1 protein-coding gene is annotated in these 13658 nt (G+C 74.0%); it reads right to left on the bottom strand.

Annotation, left to right across the window (positions count from 1 at the left end; translation table 11 throughout):
- Window positions 1-2: 2 nt before the first annotated feature.
- Window positions 3-13601, bottom strand: coding sequence for a toxin glutamine deamidase domain-containing protein (locus tag ACZ6QQ_RS04480; RefSeq protein ID WP_465874545.1), 13599 nt, complete (start codon window positions 13599-13601; stop codon window positions 3-5).
- Window positions 13602-13658: the final 57 nt, after the last annotated feature.

Below are 13658 nucleotides of genomic sequence, written 5' to 3'. Positions count from 1 at the left end.
AGTCATGATTGTCCAACGAGGTCGGTGGTCCCCGGGTTCACGCCGTCGGCGAGCACGGCGAGGGCGGCCAGATCGGCGTGGTCGGGCAGCACTGCGGCGACGACCTCCAGCAGGCGGCGCGCCTGCTGCGACACGTCGGCCGGCTCGTCGTCCCACCACCAGTAGTGGTGGTTGCCCACCCAGGCCGGCGCGGCTGCCGCGCCGGCGCCGCGCAGCGCCTGCACCAGCCGGATCTGGGCCTGTAGAACGCCGAGGTTGAGGCTCGTCCGGGCGATCGAGGTGCGCAACGCGTCCGCGGTCGTCTCGGTGACCCCGACGATCCGGTCGAGCGCCGCGCGGTGGGCGGACACCAGCCCGGCGAGCGCGGTGTGGTCGCCCGGCCCGAGCATCGCGTCGACCGTGGCGGAGACGGCCCGCTCGCCGGACGCCCGCAGGTGCCGGGCCACGGCCCGCAGATCCGCCCAGGTGTCGCGGCTGTCGGACACGTGCAGGGTCACGCCGTGGCCGTCCGGATCGGCGGTCACCGCGTCCGGGTCGGCCAGCCGCCCGGAAAGCCCGGCCAGGTCCACCGGCCGGGCCGTGTGCAGCGTCAGCGTGAGGCCGGATGCGTCCGGGCCGGGAAGGACATCCGCCATCCGGTACGGGATCGGGTCGTCGCCGGCGGCCGCCCGGTTCCGCAGAGTGGCCCGTACCGCCTCCAGATCGACCGTGGCACCCGCCCTGATGCCCCGCAGTTCGTCGTCGGTGACGGTCGCGCCGGTGACCCCGGTCCCCACGGTCAGCGGTAGGAAGAGTGCCTCCACGTCGTCGGCGAGGTCCACGAGACGGTGCGCCTGGCCGTCCGGGAACACCACGCCCTGCGGCGAGTGGACCGCGTTGACCGCGTGCAGCGGCCGGCCGGGCACCACGACCACCCCCCGCTCCCACCGGTCGGCGGCGGCGAGCCCGGTCCGGACCTGCCCGACGGTTGTCCGGACGAAGTGGAACGGCTCCGGCGGCAGGGGCACTCCGCGTGCCGGGTCGTTCGCGTACGCGACGAGCGTGGTCAGGTCCTGGAGGCCGTCGGGCGGGACCTGGTGGGTGACGGATCCCCGGTGCTGCAGGGTCATGTCGGTGCCGATCGCGGCCAGCACACAGTTCGTCAGGGCGTCGGGATGCTTGCCGAGCGACGGGTTCACCGTGCCCAGCAGGCTCAGGACGTCCGGGGCCGGGGGGTCGTCGTGCTTGACGAGGGCCACCTCGAACTCGTCCGTCGGGACCGGTGCGGCGTCCTCCACCGGCGTGAGCGGAAGCGGAATCCACTGCGGCGGATCGACCGGAAGTGGCACGGGCCGGTCGAGGTTCTCCTGCGAGGCACGCCGCGGTGGCGACTCCACGCCCGGCGGTGTCTGCGGCAGCGGTACCCGCTCCGGCGGAACCGGCCTGACCGGCCGAAGGACATCGGCCACCTCCCGGGCCGGCCTCCGCGCACCGGAAGCCTCGGCCGGCGGGGTCTCCACCTCCGTCCGCGCGGGCGCCTCGGGCCGCGACGCCCCACCCGCCGGCGCGGTGCCCTCCCCTGCCCCTTCCTGCTGGCGTGCCCCTTCCTGCTGGCGCGCCTCATCCCGCTGGGGTGCCTCATCCCGCTGGCGCGCCTCATCCCGCTGGCGCGCCTCATCCCGCTGGGATGCCTCATCCCGCTGGGGTGCTTCCACCTGTCGCTGCCCCTCTTGCTGCTGGCGCGTCTCCTCCTGCCGCCGCGCTGCCTCCTCCTGTCGCGCTTCCGCCCCCTGCCGTGCCTCCTCCCCCTGCCGCGCCTCCTGCCGGTCCGGTGGCGTGTTGTCGATGCGGCGCCCCAGTTCCATGCCCTGCTCGGGATCGACGTTGGGCGGCTCGAACCGCGCCGGTGGCTGATACGTGGTGTCCGGCCGCACGGTCGTCACCGCGAACAACGCCCCGTCCCGGTCGATCACCAGGCGGTGGCCCGGGTCGCCCGGCGGGTAGATCACCAGGGTCACGTCGTACCGCATGAGGTGGTACCTGGCCCGCCGCTCGCTGTTTCGCTCGCCGACGTTGCTGGTCTCGCCCTCGTAACCCCGGCCACCGCCGAACCCGCCGTACCCGGAGCCGCCGGGGCCGGTCCGGACGTTGCCGATGGTGCCGCGCAACGTCGCCCCGCCGCCCACCGACGAACTGGTGCTCTCCGACGCCTCATAGCTGGGCTTGGCGTCCCGCTGGCGGTAGTTGCGTCCCTTGTGGTCGAAGCCGCGGGGCCCCACGGTGCCGTCGGGGGCGAGGTCCACGTTGTACGACGCGCCCCGGAGGTCCAGGCCCAACCGGATACCGGTGTCGCCGACCTCGTACCGGTGCTCCAGCAGCTCGTCGAACCGCCGGTTGAGCTGGCGGTCCTTGGTGTGGTGGGCAACCGCGTGGCCCAGGGAGCTGTAGTCGCCCTTGCGGCTGATCCGCGGCGGACGGTCTTCGTCGAACGTGCCCGGCCAGGTCCGGAAGGGCTCGGTGACCAGCTTCGCCCAGGCGTGGGCGGACTGCGCGATCCGCCGCATCGACTGCGGGGTGAAGGTGGGGTCGGCCAGCACCTCGGCGTTGAGGGCGGGCGCTGCCGGGCGAGGGCCTCGTTCGACCCGCACCGCGGGTGTCGCCGCGGGCCGGGCCGGGCCGGCCGGCGCCCAGCTGCCGTTCACGGGCCCGACGGCGGCGGGCGGGTTGTCCGGGATCGTCAGGTACGCCGGAACGAGCAGCCGCGCGTCGCCGGTGATGTCGGTGATCACCGTGGTCCGTTCCCACCATTCGGCTCGGCCGATCACCGGCGCGTCGGCCGACCAGCGGCTCCACGAGCCGGCGTCGCGTAGGACGAGCCCTTCGAGTGCGCGGTAGAGGTTGGTGCCGGCGGTGGTGAGGAACCGGACGAGCTCCGGCAGTTCGGTGGTGAGACCGATGTCGACCCGGAACGTGAGAGGCTGCGTGAACTCGTGCGACCGTTTCATGCCGAGCCGCATGATGTCCTTGGTCTCGTCGGCCAGGCCGCTGCCCACGCCGGTGGACCGTTGCCACTCGGCCCGGAACTCACCGGCCAGGTCGGCCCTGGAGGCGATCTCGCCGCGGGCCCGGGTTCGGCCGCCGACGTGCAGCGTGCCCGAGTGCGCGGTGTCCGTCGAGTGCGCCGTCACCGCCTCGCTGCGTTCGGTCAGGGCGACGTCGTCGCGGGGCAGGTCCTCGGTGGGCGGCTGGAGGTCCCCGGTCACCTGGACGAGCAGGAACCGGATCTTCCCGTCGGTGACGATCGGCTGCCACAACCGGATACCGGAGCCGGTCAGGGTGGCGAACTGTCCTTCGAGGGCGCTGGGCCGCAGCCGGGCGGTGAGAGCGCGGACGAGGATGGTCGGCGGGAGGTCGGCCGGGTCGGCCCGGCGCGGCAGCAGTTTCCAGACGGACAGCGCGCGAGTGACGGCGGGCAGCACGGCACGGGCGGCGAGCCGTTCCGGGTGCGACCACGCGCGGACGGGTTCGGGATCGACCGGGCGGTGGGCCGGCGGCCGGGACGGCGTGACGGCGGTGGCGTCGGGCAGCCCGAGGGCAGCGGCGAGGCGGTCCGGTGCGATGAAGTCCTTGCCGAGGTTGATGCGTAGGTACCGGGTCTCCGTACGAATGTCGCCCTGCTCGCCGTCCCACCGCTCGGCGGTGATCTTGAAGACGAGGTCGCTGCGATAGTGTCGGGTCCGGCCACCGTACGTCGCCCGGGTGATGTCGATGTACCCGGACTCGTCGGAGACGCCGTCCTCGCGGGACCACCGGTAGCCGCCGGACGGCCCGAAGGCGATACGGCCGAGCCCGCCCTCACCGGTGGTGTCGCCGCTGGGCAGCGGGCCGCCGCCGCTGCCGATGCCGCCGATCTGCCGACGGACCGGTGTGGACGGGGCGCCCCGGTCGGTCGGGTCGTCGGCCTTGCCGGAGCCGCCGAGCGGGAAGACAGGACCGGCGGACATGCTGATCCCGACGCCGCGACCGGTGTCGCGCGACCATTTGTGCCCGGCGCTGAACTGCTGGTAGTGCTCAATTTCGATGTCGGACGCGCCGCGGGTCTGTTCGGGGTCGAACGCCCGCAGCTGTACGCGTACGGCCTGGTGGTGCCCACCCGCGTCGGGCAGCGGGATCAGCCAGCCGTAGCCGTCGGTCAACTCGGCCAGGCGCCCGGCCAGCTGGCTGGCGATGCCCAGGTCCCACAGCGGGCGCGGCCAGTTGAGCGGTTCCTCGAACCACGTACGGTCCAGGTTGTTGAGCTGCGCGTACGCGTCGGCGGCCCGCGCGGCGACCTCGGGCAGGCCACTCAGGAAGGGGAAGACGCCGGCTGCGGACTCGTTCTCGTACGGGATGCGGCCGGCCCGGTTCCACTCGCGGAACGTCACGTTGGCCGCCCGTCCGGCCCGGTCGCGCTCGGCCGGCGTGACCGGCTGCTCCGGCCGGTGCTCGTCGGGCAGCACCGTGCGCAGCGCGGTGACGTCCGGCTCGTTCTCGTCGTCGCCGATCAGGTACGTGACCCGCGGTTCCAGCGCCCGGCGCAGCACGACCTCGTAGATCACCCGGTATCGGAACTCGGTGACGTCCCCGGTCGTCTCGGTGCGCCGGTAGTGCTTGACCGCGCCGTCGTACGCGTCGGAGCGCGACCACTCCCACTCGCCCTGCAGCTCGCCACGCCCGAGCTGGAACTTCCACTCGTCGCGTGGCAGCGGGATGAGCAGGCCGCCGCCGAATCCGCCACCGAGGCCGCTTGAGGAGCCAACCGACCCCTCCACCGAGCTGCCCTGCAGGGCGCGCAGGTTGACATCCATCGGATAGGCGGTCTGGTCGCGCAACTCCTCCACGTACGCGGTGACGAGCACGTCGTACGGGATGCGGTCGATCGTGACCTGGAACGGCCGACCCGGCTGGAACTGGCTGAAGTCCGCCTCCATGGCGTCGCGCCCGAGGTAGATCTCCAGGTCCTCAAGCACGTCGACGGGCAGCTCGTCCCGGTGCGACAGGGCCAGCAGACCTTCGGTGGCGGTGTCGAGCACGACCTCGGCGCCGGGCAGGGACAGGGGCGCGGTCGGACCCAGGCCGCGCCGCGTGGCGAGGGCCAGGGGTTCACCGGGCGCCGGAGCCGCCGGGTACCGGCCGCGCAGCTGCGGCGCCTCGACGGTGGGCATCAGTCGGCGGGTCGACGGGTCGACGACCCGGCCGCCGGTGAGGGTCCGGACGGCGCGGGGCCCGAGGCGGGCGCTGATCTCCGCCTCGCCGACCGGCCGCCCGGTGCGCCGGGCGGCCGGCGGCACGGACACGATCGGGCCGTGCGCGGGGGCCCCGAGCAGAGCCTGCTCGTACGCGGCGCGCTGGTCCTGCCAGACGGCGACCTCGCCGGGCATGGCGAGCAGCACGACCGGCCGGACCTCGCCGGAGTTCAGCCGGGTCAGCAGAACCACCTCGAACTGCTGGCGGTACCGCGTCTGCGGGCCGGTGCGCTTGAGCACGGTGTGGTTGAGCACGCTCTCGCCGAGCTCGACGCCGGCGTCGCGGCCGGCGCTGCCGCCGACCTCGCCGCTGACCGTGCCCTGCCACCGCTTGTCCTTGGGCAGGGTGCCGTCCGGTGCGGGCAGGGCGCGGGCGAGGTGACTGATGCCGTACGACGCCACCTCGCCAGCGACTGCGACGTGCCGGGCGCCGTCGGCGCTGGTGCCTGCCTCCGCGATGACGCCGAGGTCGTCGCGGACCGCGACGCCGTGCGTGTCGCCGAGGTGCTGCAGGCTCACCGGCCGCAGCATCAGGTGCAGTGACATGGTCTTACGGCCGTGGTGCAGGCCGGCGGCGCGGTCCGAGCCGTGCAGCAGGCGCCGGTTGCGGTTGAGCATGGTCCGCTCGTTGAGCAACTGCGCCACGCCCTGCCGGGCGAAGTCGGCGGCCTCGTCGGAGTCGAGGCTCTCCCGCAGGGCCCGGTGCCAGCCTGTGATCAGCTGTTCGGTGGCCAGGGCGTTGAACACCCGGTCGGCGTGCGAGGTGCTGGCCGCCGGCGCGGCAGTGGGAACGTCGGCGCGGGCCGGGCGTGGCTGTCCGTTCGCGGGATGGGTGTACGGCTCGGGGAACTGGATGAGCAGCAGCTCGTCTGTGGCTGGCCGGGTCTCGGTGGTGGCCCAGTGCCGACCGTCGACGTACACCTTGAACGCCAGGCCGGCCTGGAACGGGGTGGAGTCGGTGACGAACATCTGACGGCCGGCGAGCACCTTGCGGCCCTCGGAGGTGCCGCGCTCACGGTGGCTGCCGAACGTGATGTCCGGCAGCTGGAAGATGACCCGGGTCAGATACCGGCTGAGGCCGCCGAGCGCGGTGTCCGGGCTGAAGACTCCGCCGGCCGGCCGCTCTGCGTCTCTGCTCCAGCCACGGGAGGTGGAACCGAAGCTGACCTTGTAGACCCGGGCATCGGTTTCGGATGCGGGCGGGGCCGGCCGGGCCTCCCGTGGCACCGGCAGGATCCACACCAGACGACCGCCGACGCTGAGGTGGGCACCGCTGGTGAGCCTCTCGTCCCAGTGTTCGAGGTGCTGCTCGTACGCGGCGTCGCCGGAATCGCGTTCCGGCGCGGTCAGCGCGTGCGTGATCTCCCGCCGCACCGCGTCCCGGATCGCCGTCTCGTCCCGGTCCGGGACCCCGGGGATCGCGGGGAGACCGGTGACGAGGCCCTCCGCGATCCGCGCCGGGGAGTCGGTGGCGGCGGCCGGGCGGCCGGCGGACAGGACGGTGAACTGCCCGAGCGCGCCGTCCTCCAGGTACCAGGGCACGGTCGTTTCCGGATCCGCTGCGGCCGGTGGCGGCACCGCGCGGGCCGGCGGGTCGCCGATGGGCCGGCCGGCCGGGTCCAGGCCGAGGACGGTGACGCCGGGCATCCGCAGGAACTTCTGGAGCACGCCGGGGGCGGGGCGCTCCAGCAGCCCGGCACGGGTGGGGTCGACGACCCGCAGGGCCGGCGTATCGCCGGCTCCGTCCGACCACAGCCAGAACACGCGGTCGCGGTCGGGCACGTGCACCAGTGCCATCGCGCCGGGCGCGGCGCGCAGGGCGGTGAGCATGCCGGGCACGTCGTTCAGCGGTCGGGCGACGCCGCCGAGGATCCGCTGGAGTTCGGGCAGGGTGAGCGCCGCGGCGTCCGCCGACATCCGGCTGTCCACGACGTTCGCCGCCCGGCCGTGCATCGCGACGAAGGCACCGTACGCGCGGGCAACGTCATGACTCATCGATTCCGGCGGGCGTTGCGCCTCGACCGTACGCACCCAGTTGCGCAACCGGTCCGGGTCGCGGCCGGTGTCGCGGCCCGGCAGGGTCAGTGCGGCGGCCACGGCGTCCGAGCCGGTCCCACGGCGTGTCCCCAGCGCACCCGGCTCCGCGGGCGAGCGCGGGGCGAGGGTCAGCGCGTCAACCGAGGTGGTGTGGAGCGGCGGCGACGTCCGGGGACGGCCGTCCGGATCGAGCTGCGACGTCCGGGGACGGCCGTCCGGGTCGATCAGCAGGGCGCGGACGCCGTGTCCGGTCAGCGCCCGCTCCCAACGGGTGCCCGGCCCGCCGGTGAACGCCTCGTCGGCGAGCAGGCCGGCGCGCTGGGTGTCGATCACCCGCAGCTTCGGTGTCCCGTCGCGGTCGTCGGACCACAGCCAGAACACGTGCCCGCGGGCCGGACCGCTACCCGGCGCGAGCACCAGGTCGCTGGCCGGCAGGTGAATCAGCGCCATCGCGCCCGGGGTGGCGCGCAACCCGTCGACCAGGGCGGACCAGTCCGTCAACGGGGTCAGCGACCCGTCGAGCAGATCCTGGAGGTCCCGGACGGTCATCGACTCGGGTGAGGCGGCGGCCCGGTTGTCGGCGACGTTCGCGCTGCGGCCGTGCAGGGCGACAAAGGCGCCGTACGCCCGGACGACGCAGTCGGTCTCGCTCAGCACCACCTCGTCGCCGGGCCGGTCCGGCTCCACCTCGGCCACCCACTGCCGCAGCCGCTCGGGGTCTCGGCCACCCGGTTGGCCGAAACCGGGCAGCGCGCGCCCGACGATCTCAGCGGCCGGCGGCCGTGGGTACGCGATCCCGTCGGTGTCGCGGTCGCCGATCGCTCCGGGTTCCGTGGCAGAACGCCGTGCCGGCGTCAGCGCGTCGACGGCACTGCCTGCGTCGCCATCGGCGGAGTCGCCGGCCGAGTCACTGGACGAGTCGTCCGCCGAGGCGCTGGACGAGTCGCCGGCCGGCTCGCCGGGGCGCGCTCCGGCTGTCCACCACTGCGCCGCGACGTCCTCCGGCTCCGCGTCCGCCAGGTCGGTTACCTCGATTCCCGGGATGGCCCGCAGAGAGTCCAGGAGGCCGGGCGGGTCCTCGATCGCGTCGGGCCGAGCCCCGGGGCCGGTGTCCTGGAATTCGAGGGTGTCCTGGAATTCGAGGCTGTCCTCGCTGTCGAGGGTGTCCTCGCTGTCGAGCGAGTTCACCGGTGATGCGGTGCCGGCGCGAGCCTGCCGCGCGGAGCGCTCCGCATGCCACTGCGCCAGCAGTTCCGCGACCCGGACGGCCGGCCCGTCGTCGAGGATGGCGAGGGTGTGCCCACGCCCCTGGAGGAAGAAGAACAGTGGGGCGATGTCGTCCGTGGACACGGAGTGGCGCCGCTGGATCCGGTCCGCCCACTCCGCGGCCATGCCGCGTACCCGGCCGGCCCGGTCCACCCGGGGCGCGGGAGGCGCGGCGGACGCCGGGTCCCGGTGTGGGCCGTCCGGCATGGACTGGACCATCGCCGATACCGTGCGCGGGTCCATCCCCAGGTCGGCGGCGATGTCGGCGAGCACGGCCGGGTGCAGGTACGCGCTGGCCGCCAGCCGAAAGAGATCGGTGGGTACGCGGCCGGTCGCCCGGTAGATGTGCCACAGCGACTCGGGCAGCGGCGCCGGCGGTCGGTCGCCGCCAGGTGCCGGGTTGACCCGTGCCCCCGGGCGGGCCGGAGCCCCGGCGAGCCGGGGGCCGGTCACCGGGTCCGCCATCAGGGCACGCACCGGCGCGTACCGGTCCTCCAGCGGGGCTGGGTCGTTCAGCGCCCACAGGCCGTCGGCCGCGGTGAGCACCGCGGGGTCCACGCCGATCTCCGCGACCAGGGCGAACAGCAGCAAGGGGTCCGCCACCCCGAGCCGCGCGGCGTGTGCCGCGAGGTCCAGCGGCACCCGGCCGATCCGCGCGCCGACCATGGCCACCCACATCGACGGCACGCCGAGTTCGGCGCCCAGGGCGATGGACGGCTCCTGGACGCCCGTGACGTCGACGAGCGCCGTATGAATCTGGGCGAACTCCTCCAGTGCCGGCCGTGGAAGCGGGTCACCCGTTCCCCATGCCCGCGGCAGGCCCATGCTCAGCACCACGGCCGCCGGGTCGTCGAACAGCATGGTGTCAGCCGGCGGCCCGGCGAACCGACCCTGCGTCGCGCGGGCCAACACGAACTCGCTGACGTCGCTGTCCCGGTCGTCCAGGAGTTCCTCGAGTTGCTCGGCGTACGCCCCGTGCCGGTCGTCGTCCGCCAGCGCAGCGTGGTCGAGCAGCCCGAACACGGCTGGGTCGAGGAGCCAGCGGCCGGCGTAGTACAACAGCCGACCGAGTGGGATGCCGTGCCGGTTGGCCGGGTCCAGCAGCTCGGCCGGGGTCCGTTCCAACTGGTCGGCCACCAGGCGGTGAACGGTCCACGTGGACTCGCCGGCGGCCCGGGCGAGGGCCAGGACCGTACGGTGGTCGAGCCACGGCCGCAGTTCGTTGTCCCGGTCGAAGGTCGCCAGGTCGAACCGCGGGTCGGCGAACCGCCGCGTCCAGTACGTCCCCAGCCACGCCTCACCGGAGCGCGCCCTGCCCTCGGCGTCGTCCGCGACGTTTCCGTACGTGTCCGGCAGCGCGTTTGCGAGACGTTCGTCCAGCTCCAGGGCGGTCAGGTCGTCGGGGCGCTGGAAGAACGGCTGGTTGTGCAGGTTCTCCTCGAACGTCCTTCCCGCCGCCGCCAACGCGTCGGCGAGGTCGGCGACGGCGGGGTGCGGTGACCCCTCCGGTTCCCGGAGTTCGACCCGCTGCCGCAGGTCCACGGCGACCGCCGCGGACAGCAGCCGGGCGTATCGGGCGTCGGCGGTGAGCACCGTGAGGAACAATCCGGGCAGCGTACGGGGGATGCGCTGGTGCGGTTCTACGGTGAGCCGCCACAGCGCCCCGTCCCGGTCGACCCACGCCGCCCGCAGCTCCGACACGGTCGGTCGGTCGGCGCTCAGTAGCCGGGTGATCGACCGTTCCAGCCGGTCGCGCGCCACGACGGCGTTGCGGAGCGGGTCCCGGCCGGCGGTGGCCGCCGCGACGGCCGCGTACATGCCGGTGATCTGCTCCAGCCCTCGCGTCCACCGGATCAGCAGGTCGGGGAGGTCGCCGAGACCGGCAATCCGGTCGGCGGGCAGGTCGTCGGCGAACCGCACCGCCGCCTCGCGGAGCCGGGTGGCGCGGTCGTGCAGCCGGTCGGTGCCGGACTCGGGCGCCTCCGAGCGCCCCAGCCGATCCAGTGCCGCAGCCAGGACCGCCGGGGTCAACACGGCGCCCCAGGCGCCGGCCGCACCCCGCGCGGCCTGCCGGAACATCCACGACACGCGCAGCGACTCGTCCTGCACCGGTGACCGACCGGCGGCGTACGTCCGGAGCATCGCGGCGATCTCCACCACGCTCTGACGGTCCGGGTCGGACGCGGGCAGCTCGCTGCGGACCAGCGGCGCGTGAAACGGGTGCAGGTACCGCGGGTCGATCCCGATGACGCCGGCCGCGGCCAGCACCGTGTCCACCGACAGGTTCAGGCGGTGAGCGAGGCGGAGCAGGTCCACCGGCATCCGACCACTGGCCTCGGCGACCCTGGCGACGTCGAGGAAGCGGTTCAGGAACGACGACCCCGCCCGGTAACCCAGCGCGGTCGCCACGGCCAGGTCACCCCACGGCCGGTCGAGCAACAATCGGGCGTGGGCCCGGAACTCCTGGGCGACCACCTCCGTCGTCGTCAACGGGTCCACCCACTCGGTCAGTTCCGCATCGGTGACGTCGGTGCGCGGCAGGCCCGTCAGCAGCGCTCCCGAGGGGCCGGTCAGGTCCTCGGCGAGCAACCGCAGGGTGAACTCGACCCGCTGCAGCGGCACGTCGCCAAGGAACTCGTGGGCCACCAGCACGATGTGCTGCGACGGCAGGAGGAAGGACAGTTGACCGGGGTGGAAGCCGAGCCGGCCGGCCAGCGTCAGCTGACGGGTCAGGCCCGCCGCGCTGCCGTGCGGCAGGTAGCCGTTGCGGCGCAGAAGGTCGCGGACGGCCTCGGCGCGCCCGGCCGCCGGGGCGCTACTCGGGCCGGGAACGTCCAGGTCCGGCAATGCGGCGTCCCGGATCTCCGGCGCGATCACCGCCAGATGTCCGGGCTCCACGCCGAGTGCCATCGCCAGGTCCTCGACCTGGTCACGGTTGTCGAGGCCGAGCGCCCCGGCCACCCGGTCGGCCCGTGTCTCGATCGCGTGACGCAGCCGGGCCACCACGACGGCCTCGGCGAGCAGGGTGTCCGGCAGCGCGGTGAGAAGGTCGAACGGCACACCATGGCCGACGAAGCCGAGGACCGCCGGCAGGGCGTCGGCTTCGAGGCCCAACCGGCCGGCTATGTCCGCGACCGCCACGACGTCGTCGTCGGTGATCCGACCGTACGGATCGAGTCTGTTCCGCAGCTCGCGCGCGGTGACCGGACCGGGCTGCGTGAGGTGGTTGGCGAACACGGTCAGCGCCTGCGGGTCGACGCCGAGCTCGACGGCGAGTGTCAGCAACGACCGCGGGTCGACTCCGACGCGGCCGGCCAGGGCGGTGAGGTCGCCGGGCGCGCGGCCGATCACCCGGATCCAGCTGAGCAGCCGCGCGGCGGGTACGTCCGGGCCGGTCACGGTGAGCGCGTCCCATCGGGGCCGGTCGAGGTCGACGGCCGGGTCGTCGCGCACCACGGCCCACATCACGCGATCGATTCCGGCGGGCGCGGGCCCGAGGCCGCGCGACGGCTCCTCGTACCCCGGCGGGCGTTCGTACGGCGCCAGGCCGGCCAGACCCGGCCCGGCGAAGTGGTCCCGCAGCTCGGCGGCGGCGGTGACGTCGAGCAACAGTTCCACCGGACTTCCGTCCCGGTCGGCCTGGACCACCAGGCGGTAGCGGTCACCGAGCTGGACGAAGCCGACAGGTGAGGCGTCCGTGAACACCGAAGGCCGGGCCCGGCCCGGCGTAGCGCTCGTCGCGCCGACGGTCACCGCGCCGGTGCGGAGCTGATCGGACGTGACCGGAAAGGGGACGCCCGTCGTCTCCGACAGCCCGGACGACAGGGTGGGCAGGAGCGGGACCGTACGCCGGAACTCCTCGGTGAGTTCCACCGTGCGCCGCCACTCGCGGTTGCTGGTGCCGGGCACCTGGCCGATGCGGTGCAGGGTCACGGTGACGTCGACCCGGCTGCCGAGGTGGTCCACACCGAGGTCGTACGGAGTCGCGCGGCGCGCGGTCAGCCGCAGCTCGAACCGGTGCGTCCGCGGGCCGGACCGGTCTGGCCGCAGCACCAGGCCGCCATCGTGAAGTAGCCGGGGCAGGAGCCGGTGCACGGACGACAGGGTCAGCAGACGACTCAGATTCACCTGGCGGCCGTCGAGGGTCCAGCGATGCTGATCGACGCCACCGTCGTGGGTGTCGAGCAGGTCCGACACGACTGCGCGTACCGGCTCGTCGCCGTCCCGGCCGGTCAGGCCCCGCGACTGTCCGATCGCCTCGACGTCCCCGTCACCCGGCAGCACCGGCTCGCGCCCAGCGGTGGCGGTCAGCGCCACGTAGCCGCCGCCACGCCGCGCCACGAACGCCTCGGACCGGCCGAGATCGCCGTACGCCCGCAGAGCGCCGTCCTCGCCGACCACGACGAGCCGGAGCCGGAGGCCGTCGGCGAGGCGGCCGGGATCGTTCGTGCCCCACCGCCGCGCCACCGGGTCCGGCTCCTGCGGCTGGCCCGTCGCGGCGAGCACCGCGGCGACGAGGTCGCCCGGCCGGTCGGTGAGCGGTTGCAGGCCGAACAGCGCGGCGTAATCCGATCCGGCGAGGTCGGGATGTGTCGTCGGCTCCGGAGCCGCAGGTACGGCAGGCGCCGGCACGTCCGTCGTGGTGGCGACGAAGCGGACCCTCGACGGCGCGGGCGGCACGATCGCCGGAGCGTTCGTCTGACCGTCGAGGAAGAACACACCGTGCTCGTCACGCACCACGTTCACGGCGTGCGCCACCGACCCTGCGACGCCGTTGACGACCACGACACCGCGCGACCCCACTGGTGCCTCGCGCATCGCGTCGACCACGGCCGCGTAGCCGTCGGCTTCCTGAACGGGCCGTCCCGCGTAGAAGCCCAGCACCCCCACCTCGGTGGCGACCGACGCGGGCGCCTCGAACCGGTCCCGCCCACCCGAGCGCAGCAGCAGATCGGTGACCACCGCAGCGAACACACAGTTCAGCAGCGACCGGGACGGGTTGGCTCGGTCCAGGTACGGGTAGCGCTCCCGCATATCGTCCACGGTGAGCGGATCGCCTACCGGGACCCATTCGCTGCGATCGACGGGCAC

Source organism: Micromonospora sp. NPDC049529 (assembly GCF_055586685.1).
Note: the sequence above shows the minus strand (reverse complement) of the source record. Positions and strands in the feature narration are given on the sequence as shown.